This window comes from Streptomyces avidinii (genome assembly GCF_045161815.1).
Classification (GTDB): domain Bacteria; phylum Actinomycetota; class Actinomycetes; order Streptomycetales; family Streptomycetaceae; genus Streptomyces; species Streptomyces avidinii.
Window position 1 is genome coordinate 452,513 of record NZ_CP108863.1, and the last position, 17,432, is coordinate 469,944.

Here is a 17,432-nt window from a genome sequence, read left to right on the forward strand (position 1 = left end):
GATAACTGGCTTACGGAAAAGGGATGTTGGCGGCCGTCGGCGCACTACCTCAGGCGGTCCAGGGTCCATGCGGACTCATGGCGGGTGAAGCCGACGTGCGGGTAGTAGTCGACCGCGGCCGGCGCGGCGAGCAGGACCAGCTTCGCCTCGGGCGCGGCTTCGCGCGTGACGCGGATCAGGTCGCGGCCCACCCCCTTCCCCTGGTAGGCGACGTCGACGGCGAGATCGCTGACGTAGGTGGAGTAGGCGCCGTCGGTGATGGAACGGGCGATGCCGATGAGACGGCCGTCCTCGGCCCGGGCGACGACGACGAGGTTGGCGCCGGCCAGCATCCGGGCGAAGCGCTCCACTTCGGCCACGGGGCGGCGCTCGGCGAGGGTGGACGCCCGGTAGACGCCGATGACCTCCTCGACGTCGAGGTCGGCGCCGATGACACGTTCACACTTCCACATACGGGTGCAACCCCTCGCTCAGCTCTTCGAGTCGGAAGCCCGGGTCCGGGCGATCCCCGCGGAACCCACCCTCACGCGTAATGGGTCTATTCGATTATTGATTATTACATGACGGTGAGGGCGAAAGACAAACCGGTCCACCGGTATGTACTGCACCGCGGCCGGGCATGCTGCAGGAGCGTCCACTCAGGGGAAGGAGCCGTCGTGCTCACTCAGGTTCTCACTTGGTTCCGAGGGCTCACGGGACGCTTCACCGGAGCGCCCGACCGGGCCGCCCCGGCGAGCGCCCGGGCCCCGGTGTTCACCGCGGACTTCGAGTCGGTCACCCAGTGGGTGGCCGGCCGGTCCTGGGCGTATCCGAACGGCGGCCCCACCAACCCCGGTGACAACAAACTCGACTACCTGGTGTCCGACGCCTCCTACAGCCGCACCGGCACCTTCCGGGCCACCCGCCGCCCGGACGGCAAGTGGAACGCGGGACTGCTGACCACGGAGGGCAGCGACGAGGGATTCATGGTGCGGACCGGTGACGTGCTCGAATCCCGGGTACGGCTGCCCGCCGAGATCGGGGCCTGGCCGGCCATCTGGACCTGGCGGGACGGCGGCAACGAGATCGACGTGTTCGAGTACCACCCGGACAACGCCGACCTGCTCGAACTCTCCAACCACGTCAAGGGCGGCTCGCGCTACCACCGGGACCGGTCGATCACCCCCGGCGGCTGGGTCGACCTCAAGGTCGAGTTCGGAACACGCTCGGTCGTGTGGTGGGTCAACGGCGTCCGGGTCTTCGCCGACCGCCGGGGAGTCGGGCGCAACTGGCGCGCGTACCTCATCGTCAATCTGTCCGTGTGCGCCGGGCGCTACCACCCCGCGCCCGACCCGGACGTGTCGCAGATGTCCTACGAGGTGGAGTACCTACGCGTCCACCGGCCCTAGGGAACCGCAGGCCTGGTGCCCCCAGCGGCTGCCGTTCTTCGTGATCATGTCCCCGGCGGCGTAGGGCTTCCCGCACGGGCAACTGCCGGGGAACTTGGCCTTGATGGCCCGCGATCCGCCGCCCGTAGCGGCGGATCCGGACGTACGCTTCCTCGGCGCGGCCGCCTTGCGGCGCGCGGGCGAGGCCGCGGCCGGAGCCGGTACCGGCATGTCCGTGCCGCCGAGGGCGGTACCGGCGGCGGTCTGGGTCACGGCCGCGTCGCTGGCGGCCCGGTCGGCGATCGCGTTCAGGTGGTCACCGTCCTCGCGGTGCGCGGGAACGTACTGGAAGGTGACGTCACGGTCGGCCAGCAGCCGGTCGATCGCCTCGACGAGTTCACGGTTGGCCACCGGCTGTCCGGAGGCGGTCTTCCACCCGTTGCGCTTCCAGCCCGGCAGCCACTGGGTCACGGCCTTCATCGCGTACTGGGAGTCCATCCGCACCTCGACGGGCGTCCCCGGATCCACCGCCTCCAGCAGCCGCTGGAGGGCGGTCAGCTCCCCGATGTTGTTGGTGGCCCGTCCCAGCGGACCGGCCTCCCAACGCTCGGGGCGTCCCTGGGCGTCGGCGATGACCCAGCCCCAGCCGGCCGGCCCGGGATTACCTTTGGCCGCTCCGTCACAGGCGGCGATGATGCGATCAGACATCCCCCGATCATGCCTCATCCGCAGGGGCTCCCCCGCTCGCTCGGCCCGGCAGCACGTCCTTGGCCGCCAGCCGGGAGCCCGCGTAGCAGAGCCGGTAGACGTCGACCTGATCGAGGAGGTTGCCGTTCGAGCGGTAGTACGCGCACACGGTGCCAGGGGGTACGGGCAGCGCCCGGACGGCGTCCGGTACGTACCGGAACTGCTGCTCCGGAAGGAGCCGGGCCAGCTCGCCGCGCTCCTGGCCCACCCGGACCGCGGCGAAGTCCGCGGGGCGCAGGACACAGGCGGTCAGCTGGTGGGCCAGGTAGGCGCAGGAGGCGAGGGTCACGATCCCGAACCCGACGGGGGCGGCGAACGCGGCGACGCATCGTCGCCGGGCGCTGCGCCGGGCGACGGCGAGCTGCCGTTCCGCTTCGGGGCGGGCCTCCTCCCGGTGCTCCCCGGCACTTCTCGCGTGCTCCGGCGCGTACCTCTCGCCGAAGGTCGCCGCCCGGGTCGTCGCCGGACTGCGCAGTGGGCGGATGGCGGGCGGTGTGCCCGCGCGGAACGCCGTGGAGGGGCTCACGGAACGGGAGAACGACGTTCTGGCGCTGCTCGGCGCCGGTCTGTCCAATGCCGAGATCGCCGCTCGCCTCCTCCTCGTCGAGGGCAGGGTGAAGGCGCACGTGAGCGCGATCCTGGGAAAGCTCGGCGTACGGAACCGGGTGCCGGCGGCGATCGCCGCGTACGAGGCCGGGCTGACCGAACGGGACCGTCGAGCGGGGGTGTCGAGCGGGGTATCGAGCGGGGCGGTCAGGAGCCGGGACCGTCGGCGGAGAGCAGCCCGCACTTCTCGAAGTTCATGCATCCGCAGGCCAGGCAGTCGGCGACGGCGTCCCGCAGGATCTGCGTCTGCTCGATGAACCGGTCCAGTTCGGGGAGCTTGCTCTCGGCGAGGGCCCGCCACTGCCGGGTGGCGCCGCGCTCGGCGTCGGCGTCGAGCAGGCCCCGGATCTCGGCGAGGGTGAATCCGGCCCGCTGGGCCATCTTGATCAGCGCGATCCGCCGCACGATGCCGGCCGGGTAGACGCGTCGGCCCGCGGCCCGTTCGGCGGCGGGCAGCAGGCCGACGCTCTCGTAGTAGCGCAGCGCCGAGGGTCTCATCCCGACCTGCCGCGCGAGCTCACCGATTCCGAGCTGTCGCACCCGTTACTCCCCCTTGACCTCAAGTGCCCTTGAACCGTGAGTCTGACCTGGTGACTCCCGCACAGACAACTCGCCTCCTGCCACAGGCCTATCGACCGCTGTTCGCCCACGCCGACTTCCGGCGGCTGCTGCCCGCGCTGGCGGCCTCCGATCTCGGCGACGGGATGAGCGTGGTCGCGGTGGCATGGCTGGCCATCGAGATCGCGCCCCCGGGGCAGTCCGGGATGCTCCTGGGGGCCGCGCTCGCCGCGTACGCGCTTCCGGGGGCGGCCGGCGCCCTGCTCTTCGGGCGCTGGCTGCGCCGGCTCCCGGCCGGCCGGCTGCTGGTGGCCGACAGCCGGATCCGCGCGGTGCTCCTGGGCTGCGTACCGCTGGCCTGGGCGGCGGGGGTGCTGCACCCGGTGCTGTACGTGGCCCTGCTGGCGGGTTCGTCCGTCCTGCACGCCTGGGGCAACGCGGGGAAGTACTCGCTGCTCGCCCGGCTCCTTCCCCCCGACCAGCGGCTGGCCGCCAACGCGCTGGTCAGTTCCAGCGTCTCGGCCTCCATCGTCATCGGCCCCGCCCTCGCCGGGTTCCTGGCGGCGGTGATCAGTCCCGCATGGCTCATCGGCCTCGACGCCCTGTCGTTCGCCGTGCTCGCCGTCCAGGTCGGGCGGCTGCGGGACGCCTCCCCCGGCAAGGACGGGACGGACGGGACGGACAGGACGGACGGGACGGGACGGAAGGACGGGGAGGGCGAGGCCGCGCCGGTCGAGGCGGACCGTTCCGCCGCCGGACTGCAGCTGTTGCGCAAGCAGCCCGAGCTCCTCGGGGTGCTCGCCCTGACCTGGTTCTTCAACTTCCTCTACGGACCGGCGGAGGTCGCGCTGCCGCTGCACGTCACCGACGACCTGCACGCCGGCGCGGGCCTGCTCGGGCTGTACTGGGCACTGTTCGGTGCGGGCGCGGTACTGGGCGGGCTCGCTGCCGGGGCCCTGCGGCGGTTCCCCCTCTGGCCGGTCACCCTGGGGATCGTCGCGGGCTGGGGGCTGGCCCTCGTCCCCTTCGGCCTCGGCGCGTCCGCGCCCGTCACCCTGGCCTGCTTCACCCTCGGCGGCCTGATCTACGGCCCCTTCACCGCGTTGTCCTACACCCTTTTCCAGGAACGGACCCCGGCCGCCTGGCTGACCACCGTCCTCGCCGCGCGCAGCGCCGCCCTCCTGACAGCGGGGCCGGTGGGCACCGCTCTCGGCGGCCCGCTGATCGCGCTCCTCGGACCCCGGCAGGTGCTGGCGGCGTCCGGGATCGCGACCATCGTCCTCGCCGTCGCCGGAGCCGCGGTCCGGGCCTGGGGGCAGCGGCGCGTCAGGACCCCTTCGCCCGGGTGACGAACGGATCAGGGCCGCGCGGCGTACGCCGCGCGGCCCTGATCTTTCCGTGGCCCGCGCTATGACGGGGCAGGGAAACGGTTCTCCGGAGCCCGGCGGTCAGGCCGGGCCGTCGTCCGGGATTCAGGCGGGGGTGATGTTCTCCGCCTGCGGGCCCTTCTGGCCCTGCGTGATGTCGAAGGTCACGGCCTGACCCTCCTGGAGCTCACGGTAGCCCGACGCGTTGATCGCCGAGTAGTGGGCGAAGACGTCCGGGCCGCCGCCGTCCTGGGCGATGAAGCCGAAGCCCTTCTCCGAGTTGAACCACTTCACAGTTCCCGTAGCCATGTTCATGCCTTCCCGTTGACGTACGTCTTCCACACGGCGTGGAAGACGGAGGTGATCGCCCTGGTCCTACGGCACAACACAGCAAAACTGCCCACACCAAAGGGCACGGGCAAGGCACTTGGAACCACGACAGCTACCCGTGAAGGTACACGCCTGCACGCACTGTCACCAGGGGGAATGATCTCGCCGTGGCGGCGAGATTCAGCCCTTTCGCCCACACTCCGGACACGCCCCCCGGTAAATGCGTCGAGTACGCCCTCCGGGATGCCGTACTGTGAGGTCTACCGACGCGGGGTGGAGCAGCTCGGTAGCTCGCTGGGCTCATAACCCAGAGGTCGCAGGTTCAAATCCTGTCCCCGCTACTGCTCGGAAGGGCCCGGATCCTCATGGATCCGGGCCCTTCTGCTGTCCGGCCCCCTTCCGCCGTTCCGGACCCCTGCGCCGCGCCGGGCCCGACGCGAGCTTCCCGGCGCCGGAGCCGATCCCCGACCCTGACCCGGGCCCACATCACCCGGTGGCCCGTGGCGCCGCCGCCCTTCCTCGCCACGGCCGCCGCCACGATGAAGTGCCCCAGCCGCTGTGTGACGGCACTCACACAGCGAATCGCCGTCCGGTGTCGACCGGATGGGGTGCGGCGGGCGTATGCCCGGTGAGAGGGACACATGGATTCGGGAGCGATTTTTGACCATCGAGGAGTTCGAGGAGTTCTACGCGCAAGCGGCGGGACGGCTCACAGGACAGCTCTACGTGATGCTCGGCGACCACCACGAGGCGCAGGACGTGGTGCAGGAGGCCTTCGTCAGGGGGTGGGGCCGTCGGCGCCAGCTGGACCGCGACGGCCGGCCCGAGGCGTGGATCCGCACCGTCGCCTGGCGGCTCGCCGTGAGCCGCTGGCGCGGTCGGCGGCGTACCGCCGACGCCTGGCAGCGCACGGCGCCCGCCGGCCATGTGGAGGGTCCTGGTCCGGAGGCGGTGGCACTCGTCGAGGCGCTGCGGCAACTGCCTCTGAAGCAGCGCCGGACCATGGCGCTGCACTACGTGTGCGATCTGAGCGTCGAGCAGATCGCCGCCGAGACCTCGCTGTCCGCGAGCACGGTCAAGACCCACCTGTCCCGGGGCCGGGTCACACTCTCCCGCCATCTGCAGGACCCGCGCATTGAGGAGGCTCCCGATGCCTGACCCCCACGACCCGCTGCGGTCCCTGTTCCAGGAGGCGGCCTCCGCCGGGCAGTCCGCGAGTACGACTCCGCCCGTCTCCATCATCGAGCGGCGCGGCGAACGGCACCGGCGGCGCCGGATCGTCGGTATCGCCGCCGCCTGCCTGTTCGTCCTCGCCGGATCCGGTGCGGCCCTGTCCACGTTCCTCCCGGGGGACGCGGGCCCGACGCTGCCGGCGACCACTCCCTCTCCGGCGGCCCCGTCTCCCACGTCCGCGCCGCCCCCGGCGAGCAACACCATTGCTCCGCCCGGCAACACCACCGCGCCGGCGAGCAGCACCACGGCACTGCCGGGCAGCAGCAGGACACCGCCGCGCAACACCACGCCGCCGCCCGACCCCACCCGGAGCGCGGAGTCGAGCATGTCCCCCACTCCCACCCAGCCGTCCCGGTAGCACTCGGCCCACTCCCACCTCCCTCCCCTCTCCCCGCAGCACACCGCCCGCGGACACCGGCCCGCACCACCGGCCGGTGACTCCGCACGCCTTCAGACGGCCAGGAGATCCCGATATGCCCGTATTCACCCCCAGCCGGCCGGCCGAGCTACCCGACTCGGCCACGCCCCGGCCGCCCGTGCGCGACACCGCCGTCCGCCCCGGCCGCGCCCGCCCGGCGTTCCTGCGTCTGGACCCGGGCGACCGCGAGGTGCTGTGGCTCTACCTGCTGACCCGGATCGGCATCTGGGCCACCGCCGGCGCCGTCGGGTGGCTGTTCCCGAGCAACAGCGAGACCCGCCGGGCCGCCTCACCGCTCGCGGCGTGGCAGCAATGGGACTGGTGGCACTACCTTCACATAGCCCAGGACGGCTACTTCCCCGGCCGTGCCGGACCCTGGACCGCCGGCTGGGACAACCGGGAGGCCTTTCTGCCCGGCTTCCCCCTCACCCTGCGCGCCGTCCACACCGTGGTCCCCCACTGGGCCGCGGCCGGAGCGCTGATCTCCTTCCTCGCGGGTGGCGTCGCCGTCCTGGCCCTCGCCCGCATCGCCCGCCACCACCTGCCCGACCTCGACGCGGGCCGCCGCGCGGTGGCGTTCCTGCTGCTCTCGCCGTGCGCCGTGTTCCTCGCCGCGGGCTACACCGAGGCCCTCTTCCTCGCCCTGGCGCTGCCCGCCTGGCTGGCGGCGCAGCGCGGGAACTGGCCGACGGCCACGGTGCTGGCCTGCCTGGCCTGCTCGGTCCGCATCACCGGCCTCTTCCTCGCGGCCGCCCTCGTCCTCCACTTCGTCCTGACCGCCCGCAACCGCCGCACCTGGCGCGCGGCCCCGTGGCTGTTGCTGCCCGCCCTCGCGCCGCTCCTCTACAGCTGGTACCTGCAGACGCGGACCGGGGACTGGATGGCCTGGAAGCACGCCCAGGAACGTGGCTGGTACCGGGACTTCCACGCGCCGTGGGAGGCCTGGGCGAACACCTGGGAGGCCGGCTTCGGGCACACCCAGGCCACCGGGTACGCGCTGATGTGGCAGGCCGAACTCCTGGCCATGCTGGTCGGCGTCGCACTCCTGGCCCTGCTGGTACGGACGCGCCGCTGGCCCGAGGCCCTGTACATCGGCCTCACCCTGTGGGCCCTGGGCACCTCCTACTGGTACACCTCCGTGCCCCGCTCCACCCTGCTCTGGTGGCCGCTGTGGATAGCCCTGGCCTCCTGGAGCCTGCGGCGGCCCCGGATCCAGACCGCCTACCTGTACGTCGTGGTTCCGCTCTCCACCGTGGTCGCCATCACCTACCTCACGGGCCGCTGGGCCGGCTAGGCCGGAAAGGCCCGCCGGTGTTCCGCCGGCTGGCCCATCCCGGCCGGTGGGCGTTCCATCGAAGGGTGGGCCTTGTCCCGAGGGGCTCTTCGCGGCAGGAGATCGCCATGATCGGAGTCAGGACCGCCCACCCGGGCCGCGCCCGGACGGCGCTGGTGTGCGCCACCGCGCTGCTCGGCACCGTCCTGCCGGCCGGCGGTGCCTGGGCGGCGAGTCGCGCGGGGTCCGCGCCCGCGTCGTGCGTGGCGTCCCCCGCGCCCTCGGGCGGCGAGGCCGGGCAGATCATGGACATCGCCCGGGCGGCGCAGAAGGAACTGGACCTGAACGCCGTCGTACTGCGGGTCACGCGCGACGGGCGGGAAGTCGTCACGGGTGCGCTGGGCGAGTCGATGACGGGGGTCCCGGCCACGGCCGACATGCACTTCCGGGCCGGTTCGGTCGCCATCGTCTACATGGGCATCGCCATGCTGCAACTGGTCGAGGACGGCAAGGCCGCCCTGGACGACCCGATCTCGCGCTGGCTTCCCGATGCCCCGCACGCCGACGAGATCACCCTGCGCATGCTCGGCGCCTCCACATCGGGCCTGCGGGACTACGTACCGGACCCGAAGTTCGTCGCGGCCCTGTACGCCGATCCGTTCCGCCAGTGGACACCCGACGAGCTGGTGGGCATCTCCGCCGCCCACCCCCTCTGGTACGAGCCGGGGTCGAGCTGGAGCTACTCGCACGCGAACTTCCTACTCCTCGGGCAGGCCCTGGAGAAGATCGCCGGCATGCCACTGGCCAAGGTGATCGAGCAGCAGATCACGGGACCCGCCGGGCTGGACAACACGGTCAACAGCTTCACGCCGCAGATCGAGGAGCCCGTCCTGCACTCCTTCGACGCGGAACGCGGCAAGTACGAGGAGTCCACCTTCTGGAACCCCTCCTGGACCACCGCCCCCGGCGCGGTCCTGACCACCCATATCTGCGACCTGGCCCGCTCGGCGGAAGCCGTGGGCAGCGGCGAGCTCCTCTCGCCGCAGAGCTTCAAGGTCCAGCTCGACCCGGGCACCGTGGGCCTCGGCGGCAACACCCCCGGCTGCCCGGCCAAGGACTGCTTCCGCCAGCTTCCGGCGCGGCACTTCGGCTACGGCGTGATCGTCCAGAACGGGTGGATCCAGTCGAACCCCTCGTTCGCCGGGTACGCGGCCATCCAGGCGTACCTCCCGAGCGAGCGCCTCGCCATCGCGGTCTCCACCACCGTCGGGCCCAAGGCTCCCGGGGACAACACGGCGCAGACCATCGCCGGGCGCATCGCCGAGGTCCTGGCGCCCGGGAACTCCCTCATGGGGAAGAACTGACGGCCCTTCTCCCGGCCTGGCTCCCGAACGGGCCCCCACCAGGTCACCGGGCGGCCATACTCGGAGCATGGCCGACACCACCACCGTCGAGGTCGACACCGATGTGCACGACCGCCTCGCCGTGCTCGCCGCGGACCGCGGGCTGAGCCTGCGCGCGTACCTCGCCGAACTCGCCACCACCCAGGAGAACGAGGCCGCACGCACGCGCGCCGCACAGGCTTTCGAGCGGGCCCTGGAGCGGCCCGGCTTCCGCGAGGCCTTCGCGCGCGACTTCGGCGGCCCGGCGCCCCGCGCCTGACGCCGCCGAGGAGCCGGGACCGCCAATCGTCCCTATGCTCGGAGAAGGGGTTGCCCCGAGCCCTGGAGGACGGCTGTCATGACCGAGGCGAGCGACGCGGCCCAGGCGGACCGCACCCTGAAGGCCCGGCACCGCGCGATGTGGGCGCTGGGCGACTACCAGTCGGTGGCCTCGCACGTCATTCCGGATCTGGGTGCCGTGCTCGTGAAGGAGTGCGGCGTCCAGCGCGGTGACCGGGTGCTCGACATCGCGGCGGGCTCGGGCAACGCCGCCATTCCGGCCGCCCTCGCCGGGGCCGATGTGATCGCGTCCGACCTCACCCCCGAACTGCTGGAGATCGGCCGGCACCTGGCCGCCGTACGCGACGCCCGTCTGGAGTGGCGGGAGGCGGACGCCGAGCACCTGCCCTTCGCGGACGGCGAGTTCGACGTGGTGATGTCCTGCGTCGGCATCATGTTCGCCCCGCACCACCGGGCCGCTGCCGAGGAGATGCTGCGCGTCTGCCGTTCGGGCGGCACGGTCGGGCTGATCAACTGGACCCCGCAGGGGTTCGTGGGCCAGATGTTCGCCACCATGAAGCCGTACGCTCCCGCGCCGCCGCCGGGCGCCCAGCCGCCCCCGCTGTGGGGCGACGAGGAACACGTGCACGAGCTGCTCGGCGACGCGGTGACCGACGTGGAGGCCCGCCGCCGGACGGTCCGCGTGGACCGCTTCACGGGGCCCACGGACTTCCGGGAGTTCTTCAAGGCGTGCTACGGGCCCACCGTCGCCGTCTACCGCGCCGTCGGCGACGATCCGGACCTGGTCGCCGAGCTGGACGCGGCGCTCGACGCCCTCGCCGCCGAGCACACCGTGGACGGGGTCATGGAGTGGGAGTACCTGCTGCTGACGGCCCACCGCCGCGGCTGATCCACCGATCCGCCCCGCGGGGCGCCACCGGTCAGTCGAGGGCCGGATGCACTTCCGGGTGGGCGTCCCACCACTCCTTGTGGAAGGGGTTGTTGTCCACGTTGGCCAGGTAGGCGCGGGCCGCGGCCCGGTAGAGCAGTTCCGCCTGCCCGGCGGACAGCGCCGCACGGCTCCAGGCGAGACGGATGCGGCCGATGATGGGGGTGCCGACGAGCGGGCGCATCACCGTCCCCTCCCCCGGCGGGGCCGTCGGCTGGGTGAGCGCGACCGCGCGGCCCGCCGCGATCAGGTCGTGCTGCATTTTGCGGTCGGTGATCCGGTAGCGCAGTGAGGGGCTGAATCCGGCCTTCGCGCAGGCGGTGACGAGGGCCTCGGGGCCGCCGTCGTCGTCCTCGACCAGGGTCATCCACGACTCCCCGGCCAGGTGGGCCAGTTCTATGCGGTCCTGAGCCGCGAGGGGGTGCCTCGCGGACAGCCGGATGCAGAACGGCTCCTTCGGGATCAGCGTCCGGGCGAGGCTTCCCTCCGGCAACGGGACCTCGTGGTCGTTGACCTCCCCGTACACGATGGCGTCGTAGCGCCCGGCGCCGAGCATCCGCGCGAGTACGGTGACGGAGTCCTCCAGGTCCACGGCGATCTCCCGGCCCGACATGGACAGGTCGGTCTGGGCGAGGAGGCCGTCGAGCAGCACGAGCATGATGCAGCCCAGGCGCAGCGGACTGCCGGCCGCGATCGCGCGCGCCTCCGCTCCCAGCGCATCCATCTCGCTGAGCACGCGACGGGCCTTGGCCAGCACGAACTGGCCCAGCGCCGTGGGTTCCACGCCGCTGCGGCCCCGGAAGAACAGCTCGCCCCCGGTGACCCGTTCGATGCGGCGCAACTGGGCGGAGAGTGCGGGCTGGGACACCCCGAGCCGCCGCGCCGCGCCCCCCAGGCTGCCCGCTTCCGCAATCCGGCAGACGGCTTGCAGATGCCTCAACTCCAGCTGCATCCGGGCAGCGTACGAGCCGGGCCGCCACGGCACCATAACGCGGACCTTATGCCTGCCGGGATGTCCCAATCTCGTCATGTTCACGCTCATACTCGGCCGCGAACGAGCACTCATCCCCACCCCCCACCCCCCACGATCGGAGTGGACGTTGCATCCCAGCAGATGGACGGCGGCCGTGGCAGCGATGGCGCTGACCGCGAGCCTCGCCGGCGCCCTCGCCGGGACGGCATCGGCGGCGCAGCAGGCGCAGCCCTCCCCGTCCCAGAAGGACACACCCGCCGCACGCGCGGTCGCGGCCGCCGACCAGGCCGTCGACAGCGGTCTCGACTCCCTGGTCAACTCCGCCCAGGAACAGTACGAACGACGCCTCGTCACCCCCTGGGTGAAGGACCTCTATTCCGTCTCGTACGAACGCAGCTACCGCGGCCTGCCGGTCGTCGGCGGCGACGCCGTCGTCCTCGCGGACGGCAGCGGCAAGGTGCGTGCGCTCCAGTCCGCCTCCTCCGTGCGCATCGACGTCTCCACCAGGGCGTCGGTCTCCGCGAAGGACGCCGAGTCCACCTCCCGGGCCAGGCTCGTCTCGGTCGACAAGGTCGAGAGCAGCCGGCTCGTCGTCCGCCTCAAGGACGACAAGCCGGTGCTGGCCTGGGAAACCGTGCTGAGCGGCCGTACGAAGACCGCGCCCAGCAGGCTGCACGTCTTCGTGGACGCGCGGACCGGCGCCTTCGTCGACAGCTACGACGAGGTGGTCGCGGGTACCGGCAACAGCAAGTGGAACGGGCCGGGCCCGCTCACCATCGACACCACCAACTCGGGCTCCACGTACACGCTGCGCGACCCGAACCGGACCGGCCTGAGCTGCGCGGACTACAGCACCGGCACGGTCTTCACGAAGTCCTCCGACTCCTGGGGCACCGGTAACCCCACGAGCAAGGAGACCGGCTGCGTGGACCTGATGTTCGCCGCGCAGAAGCAGTGGGACATGCTCGCCCAGTGGCTGGGCCGCAACGGCATCAGCGGCAACGGCCGCAGTTTCCCCGCCAAGGTGGGCCTGAACGACCTCAACGCCTACTGGGACGGCAGCTCGGTCACCATCGGGCGCAACAGCGCCAACGAGTGGATCGCCGGTGTGGACGTGGTGGCCCACGAGTACGGGCACGCCATCGACTCGAACACCCCCGGCGGCACCAGCGGACAGGAGGCCGGGCTCGGCGAGGGCACCGGTGACATCTTCGGTGCGCTGACCGAGGCCTTCATCAACCAGCCGGCCCCGTACGACACTCCGGACTACACGGTCGGCGAGGTCATCAACCTCCAGGGCCGGGGACCGATCCGGAACATGTACAACCCGCCGGCCGTCAACAACGACCCGGCCTGCTACAGCTCCGCGATACCCGGCACCGAGGTCCACGCGGCGGCCGGACCCCTGAACCACTGGTTCTACCTGCTGGCCGAGGGCACCAACCCCGGCGGCGGCAAACCGAACAGCAGCACCTGCAACGGCACCACGCTCACCGGTGTGGGCGCGCAGAACGCCGGCAAGATCTTCTACGGCGGCATGCTGCTCAAGACCAGCAGCATGTCGTACAAGAAGTACCGTACGGCGACGCTGAGTTCCGCCAAGTCGCTGGACGCCACCTGTGATCTCTTCAACAAGACCAAGGCCGCCTGGGACGGCATCAGCGTGCCCGCCCAGTCCGCCGACCCGACCTGCACCCCGAGCGGCCAGAACAACGACTTCTCGATGTCGCTGAACCCGTCGTCGGGCACCGTCCAGCAGGGTGCTTCCGTCACCACCACGATCGGCACCGCGGTCACCACCGGTACCGCCCAGTCGGTGACGCTGACCGCGTCCGGCCTGCCGGCCGGCGTGAGCGCCTCCTTCAATCCGGCCACCGTGCAGTCCGGCCAGTCCTCGGTGCTGACCCTGACCGCCACGGCCAACGCGGCGCCCGGCGCGTCCACCGTCGTCGTCAAGGGCCAGGGCACGACCCTCTCCCACACGGTCGACTACTCGCTCAACGTCGGCGGAACCCAGCCCGGCAACGACCCGCCGGACATCAACGTCGCCGACGTGCAGGCGCACCTGGCCCAGTTCGGCACCATCGCGAGCCAGAACGGCGGCAACCGCCGTGCGGGCAGCGCCGGCTACACGCAGTCGCTGGCGTATGTGAAGGGCAAGCTGCAGGCGGCCGGTTACACCGTCACCGAGCAGAACTGCTCCTCCTGCACCTACCCCTCGAACAACCTGATCGCCGACTGGCCGGGCGGCCCCGCCGACCAGACCGTCATGTTCGGCGCGCACCTCGACGGCGTCTCGGCCGGCCCCGGTATCAATGACAACGGATCGGGCTCCGCGACCCTGCTGGAGAACGCCCTCGTCCTCGCCCAGAAGAACCCGACGATGACCAAGCACGTGCGCTTCGCCTGGTGGACCGACGAGGAGCAGGGCCTCAACGGCTCCCGTTTCTACGTCAACCAGCTGACCAGCGCACAGCGCAGCGCCATCAAGGGCTACTACAACTTCGACATGGTCGGGTCCACCAACGGCGGCTACTTCATCAACAACGTCAACTCCGTCACCGCCGCCCCGCTCAAGGCGTACTGGACCTCGCTGAACCTGGCGCCCGAGGAGAACACCGAGGGCCAGGGCCGCAGCGACGACTACTCCTTCCAGCAGGCCGGCATCCCCACCTCCGGCTACGCGGCCGGTGCCAGCGCCCGTAAGACCTCGGCGCAGGCCACGAAGTGGGGCGGCACCGCCAACGCCGCCTACGACCCCTGCTATCACAGCTCCTGCGACACGACGAACAACATCAACGCCACGGTGCTGAACCGCAGCGCCGACGGTGTCGCGTACGCCGTCTGGAAGCAGGCCGTCGGCGGTGAGACGCCCGCGCAGGACTTCTCCATCGGCGTCAGCCCGTCCGCGGGCAGCGCGGCCCCCGGCGGTTCCGCCTCCGCGACGGTCAATACCTCGACCGTGAGCGGCGCCGCCCAGACCGTCGCCCTCTCCGTCTCCGGCGCGCCGGCCGGGGTGACCGCGACGCTCAGCCCGACCTCCGTCCAGTCCGGCAGCTCCTCGGCGCTGTCCGTCCAGATCGGTGCGAGCACCGCGCCGGGCACCTACACCCTGACGATCACCGGCTCCGGCACCGTCAGCCACACCACCACCTACACGCTCACCGTCACCGGTGGCGGCACCTGCACCCCGCGCCAGCTGGTGGTCAACGGCGGCTTCGAGAACGGCGCCACCCCGTGGAGCGCGACCACGGGCGTCATCACCAACCAGTCCGGCCAGGCCCCGCACGGCGGCAGCTACAAGGCCTGGCTGAACGGGTACGGGTCCACCCACACGGACAGCGCCTCCCAGACGCTGGCCGTCCCGTCGGGCTGCTCCACCTACCGGCTCGGCTTCTTCCTCCACATCGACACGGACGAGAACGAGAACGTCGTCTACGACCGCTTCACCGTCTCGGTGGGCGGCCAGACGCTGGAGACCCTGTCCAACCTGAACGCGAACTCCGGCTACGTGGAGAAGTCCTACGACCTCTCGCAGTTCGCCGGCCAGAGCGTCACCCTGAAGTTCAACGGCACGGAGGACCAGTCCCTCCAGACCTCCTTCGTCGTGGACGACGTCACCGTCCAGGTGAGCTGACGCCCACCTGAGCGCCCGCCCCGCACACCAGCCCGGCCCGGCCCCCCCGCACCACGGGGGACCGGGCCGGGCCCGTTCGAGCCGTGTCCTACCGCACCCGCGGCTCGTCAGGCGGCGGCGTCCGGGGCGAACTCGGCCACCAGGACCTCGGTGAAGACGCCGATCGGGTTGTTCCAGTCGGCGTTGATGCTCTGGGAGACGACGTGCCGGCCGTCGCGGGTGCCGTAGGTGTAGCAGAAGGAGCCGTGGAAGGCTCCGCCCATGCCCCAGACCGTCACGCCCGGCGACACCTCGATGGAGGAGATGCCGAGGCCGTAGGAGGTGTGGGGGATCCACTTGCCCTCGGGGGTGGGGCGGACGGCGAACATCTCGCGCTGCTGGGCGGGCGGCAGCAGCCGGCCGCCGAGCAGTTCGCCGAAGAACCGGTTGAGGTCCCGGGTCGTCGAGACCATGCCGCCGGCCGCCCAGGCGAAGGTGGCGTTCAGCTCGGTCACGTCATGGATCTCGGCGTCCGGTTCGGGCAGGTTGTTCCTGCTGTACAGGCGGGTGTGCGGGCCGCGCAGCGCGTGCTCGTCCTCACCCGGAACATAGGTTCCGGTCAGCGCGAGGGGGCGGGCGATGCGCTGCTCGACCCGGTCGGCAAAGCTCTGGCCGGTCGCCTTCTCGATGACGAGACCGGCCAGGATGTAGCCGGTGTTGCTGTACGTCCAGCCCTCGCCCGGCGCGAAGTCGGGGCCGTGCGACTGCGCGACCTCCACCAGCTGCTCGGGGCGGTAGCGGTCGTAGCGGTGCTCCAGGAAGGCGGACCCGTAGTGCTGGGACGCCAGCTTCTCGTCCACGGCGTAGTTGAAGACGCCGCCGGTCATGCCCAGCAGGTGCCGCAGGGTGATCCGGTCCGGGTCGTTGCCGTTGCCCCGGAGCAGTCCGGGGAGCCACTGCTCGACAGTGTCGTCCAGCGTGAGCACGCCCTCGGCCGCCAGCTGGAGCACGAGGGCGGCCGTGAACGTCTTCGTGGTGCTGCCGATCCGGAACTCCTCCTCCGGCAGCCGCTCCCGGCCGGTCGTGGTGTCGGCCACCCCCGCGGCGCCGAACCACCGGCCCCGGCTGTCCAGGACCTCGGCGGCGACGCCGGGGAGGCCGCCGCCGCCCTCTCCCCCGCTCACCGCCCGGTCCAGGGCCTTCTGCACGGCCGTACGCGAACTCATACTCTGGGGAACGGACTTGGCCATCACGGTCTCCTCGATGCGAGTTACTCGTGGCTTCCCGACGAGGACGACGCTATGACGTGCGCATGCGGCAGCGCTGGCCCGCTCCCGGCCAACATCGAGGACGGCCGGATCCTCCGGTTTCGCCCCGGGCCCCCGCTCAGCGGCCGCCTCGGCCCCGCTCGGGAGCGATCATGGCGATCAGCCCGTAGTCGAGTTCCGCGCCGTCCACGAGGAGGGCCTCGACCGTACGCGTGCTCGGGTCGATGTCGGCCTCCACGCCCTGCCCGCGGTAGCGGGGGTACCCCGTGGCGCCCTGCTCGCCGGTCGCCTCGACCACGGCCGATCGCAAGGCCCGGTCCGCCGCGGACTGCCCGCGCAGGTTCTGGATGTGGTCGGGCACCAGCAGGATCTCGAAGCTCTGCGGCTCTGTGCTCATGGATCGACGCTACCGGATGAGGTGCCCCGGAGCGGGCGTGCACACGCCCCGCCTCGTAGGCTCTGCGGGACCCCCCACACGGATGAAGAGGCACGACATGAGCGGCGACACCCCGAGCAGGATCCTCCTCGTGGCGAAGGAGACCACCCTGCGGGGCCTGCTGGAGCGCCTTCTCGTGGCCCGGGGGTTCGCCGTGGTCGACGGCGGGAGCGGGCGGGACACCGTTTCCCTGCTGGGCAGTGCCGGCCCGATCGCCCTGGTGATCTGCGAGCGCACCGGGCCGGGACTGGACGAGGTGGCGCTGTTCGAGGAGATCCGGCGGCACCCCGAGTACGGGCGGGTGCCGATCCTCGCGCTGCCGCCCGCGGATCCGGAGTGCACGGTGCACGCGCTGGAGGCCGGTGTGAGCGACTGTCTCGCGAAGCCTTTCCATCCCACGGAGTTCGTGGCCCGCGTCGAGCGACTGGCCCGGCCGACCGCGGCCTGATTCCGCTCTTCGGCCTCCGGCCCGTCGTCGGGATCCGGCCGGTCCGGGCCGGGGAGTGCGATTGGCCGGAGATCGCCCTGGTCGGGCCCGCCCGGGGTTCCTACGATTCGGGCACCCGGTCTTCACCGACCGGGAGTTGTCAGGGGCATGTCCAGATTCCCCTTCCTGGGCCTGCCCCGTTC

Annotated in this window: 18 protein-coding genes, 1 tRNA gene and 1 pseudogene; 12 read left to right on the forward strand and 8 right to left on the reverse strand. The window is 71.6% G+C overall.

Annotated features, from left to right (window positions below; translation table 11 throughout):
• Positions 1-44 precede the first annotated feature (44 nt).
• Positions 45-452, reverse strand: a complete 408-nt coding sequence (locus OG373_RS02130; protein WP_405435391.1) for a GNAT family N-acetyltransferase — start codon at positions 450-452, stop codon at positions 45-47.
• Between the two features lie 297 nt (positions 453-749).
• Here OG373_RS02130 and OG373_RS02135 point away from each other — a divergent pair, with 297 nt between their 5' ends.
• Positions 750-1,388 carry a beta-glucanase gene (locus tag OG373_RS02135; RefSeq protein WP_405443904.1) on the forward strand — a complete coding sequence of 213 codons (639 nt, stop codon included), beginning with the start codon at positions 750-752 and terminating at the stop codon, positions 1,386-1,388.
• Here OG373_RS02135 and OG373_RS02140 read toward each other — a convergent pair.
• Together OG373_RS02140 and OG373_RS02145 are read right to left on the reverse strand one after the other, a co-directional pair.
• Positions 1,368-2,075, reverse strand: a complete 708-nt coding sequence (locus OG373_RS02140; protein ID WP_405435392.1) for a ribonuclease H — start codon at positions 2,073-2,075, stop codon at positions 1,368-1,370. The two genes, OG373_RS02135 and OG373_RS02140, sit on opposite strands and share 21 nt — an antisense overlap.
• Before the next feature lie 7 nt (positions 2,076-2,082).
• On the reverse strand, positions 2,083-2,640 hold the full coding sequence (locus tag OG373_RS02145) for a hypothetical protein (protein ID WP_405435393.1): 558 nt from the start codon (positions 2,638-2,640) through the stop codon (positions 2,083-2,085).
• On the opposite strand from OG373_RS02145, the pseudogene OG373_RS02150 reads away from it, so the two are divergent.
• A pseudogene (locus OG373_RS02150) lies at positions 2,525-2,824 on the forward strand (response regulator transcription factor); the annotation flags it as partial. The gene OG373_RS02145 and the pseudogene OG373_RS02150 overlap by 116 nt on opposite strands.
• Positions 2,825-2,867: 43 nt before the next feature.
• On the opposite strand, the gene OG373_RS02155 reads toward OG373_RS02150, so the two are convergent.
• Entirely contained in the window at positions 2,868-3,260 is a 393-nt protein-coding gene (locus tag OG373_RS02155) for a MerR family transcriptional regulator (RefSeq protein ID WP_405435394.1), read from the reverse strand.
• 50 nt (positions 3,261-3,310) lie between these two features.
• Here OG373_RS02155 and OG373_RS02160 point away from each other — a divergent pair, with 50 nt between their 5' ends.
• Positions 3,311-4,627, forward strand: coding sequence for an MFS transporter (locus OG373_RS02160; RefSeq protein ID WP_405435395.1), 1,317 nt, complete (start codon positions 3,311-3,313; stop codon positions 4,625-4,627).
• Between the two features lie 123 nt (positions 4,628-4,750).
• Here the strand turns inward: OG373_RS02160 and OG373_RS02165 are convergent, their stop codons facing one another.
• Positions 4,751-4,954, reverse strand: a complete 204-nt coding sequence (locus tag OG373_RS02165; RefSeq protein ID WP_030384970.1) for a cold-shock protein — start codon at positions 4,952-4,954, stop codon at positions 4,751-4,753.
• A gap of 288 nt (positions 4,955-5,242) precedes the next feature.
• Between OG373_RS02165 and OG373_RS02170 the strand changes: the two genes are divergently transcribed.
• From OG373_RS02170 to OG373_RS02200, 7 genes are all read left to right on the forward strand, one after another.
• Positions 5,243-5,316 (forward strand) — tRNA-Met (locus tag OG373_RS02170).
• A 280-nt stretch (positions 5,317-5,596) separates the two neighbouring features.
• Positions 5,597-6,133, forward strand: a complete 537-nt coding sequence (locus OG373_RS02175) for a SigE family RNA polymerase sigma factor (RefSeq protein WP_078937704.1) — start codon at positions 5,597-5,599, stop codon at positions 6,131-6,133.
• Positions 6,126-6,566: a hypothetical protein gene (locus OG373_RS02180; protein ID WP_405435396.1), complete on the forward strand. Its 441-nt coding sequence runs from the start codon at positions 6,126-6,128 to the stop codon at positions 6,564-6,566. The genes OG373_RS02175 and OG373_RS02180 overlap by 8 nt, the downstream gene beginning before the upstream one ends.
• A 115-nt stretch (positions 6,567-6,681) precedes the next feature.
• A complete protein-coding gene (locus OG373_RS02185; protein WP_405435397.1) occupies positions 6,682-7,920 on the forward strand; it encodes a mannosyltransferase family protein in 1,239 nt (412 codons plus the stop codon).
• A 107-nt stretch (positions 7,921-8,027) separates the two neighbouring features.
• A complete protein-coding gene (locus OG373_RS02190) occupies positions 8,028-9,263 on the forward strand; it encodes a serine hydrolase domain-containing protein (protein WP_405435398.1) in 1,236 nt (411 codons plus the stop codon).
• 67 nt (positions 9,264-9,330) lie between these two features.
• Positions 9,331-9,561 carry an antitoxin MazE7 gene (locus tag OG373_RS02195; RefSeq protein WP_405435399.1) on the forward strand — a complete coding sequence of 77 codons (231 nt, stop codon included), beginning with the start codon at positions 9,331-9,333 and terminating at the stop codon, positions 9,559-9,561.
• A 78-nt stretch (positions 9,562-9,639) separates the two neighbouring features.
• Positions 9,640-10,470 (forward strand): class I SAM-dependent methyltransferase, encoded by an 831-nt coding sequence (locus OG373_RS02200; protein ID WP_405435400.1) that lies wholly within the window; start codon positions 9,640-9,642, stop codon positions 10,468-10,470.
• Between the two features lie 31 nt (positions 10,471-10,501).
• Here the strand turns inward: OG373_RS02200 and OG373_RS02205 are convergent, their stop codons facing one another.
• A complete protein-coding gene (locus tag OG373_RS02205; RefSeq protein ID WP_405435401.1) occupies positions 10,502-11,461 on the reverse strand; it encodes a LysR family transcriptional regulator in 960 nt (319 codons plus the stop codon).
• Between the two features lie 184 nt (positions 11,462-11,645).
• Here OG373_RS02205 and OG373_RS02210 point away from each other — a divergent pair, with 184 nt between their 5' ends.
• Entirely contained in the window at positions 11,646-15,119 is a 3,474-nt protein-coding gene (locus OG373_RS02210; protein WP_405443905.1) for a M28 family peptidase, read from the forward strand.
• Between the two features lie 107 nt (positions 15,120-15,226).
• Here the strand turns inward: OG373_RS02210 and OG373_RS02215 are convergent, their stop codons facing one another.
• A complete protein-coding gene (locus OG373_RS02215) occupies positions 15,227-16,348 on the reverse strand; it encodes a serine hydrolase domain-containing protein (protein ID WP_405435402.1) in 1,122 nt (373 codons plus the stop codon).
• Between the two features lie 136 nt (positions 16,349-16,484).
• The gene (locus tag OG373_RS02220; RefSeq protein ID WP_405435403.1) at positions 16,485-16,763 is read right to left on the reverse strand and encodes a hypothetical protein; all 279 of its coding nucleotides are present in this window, start codon (positions 16,761-16,763) and stop codon (positions 16,485-16,487) included.
• Positions 16,764-16,860: 97 nt separating this feature from the next.
• Here OG373_RS02220 and OG373_RS02225 point away from each other — a divergent pair, with 97 nt between their 5' ends.
• Complete coding sequence (locus tag OG373_RS02225) at positions 16,861-17,250, forward strand: PleD family two-component system response regulator (protein ID WP_405435404.1); 390 nt, start codon at positions 16,861-16,863, stop codon at positions 17,248-17,250.
• The last annotated feature ends 182 nt before the right edge of the window (positions 17,251-17,432 follow it).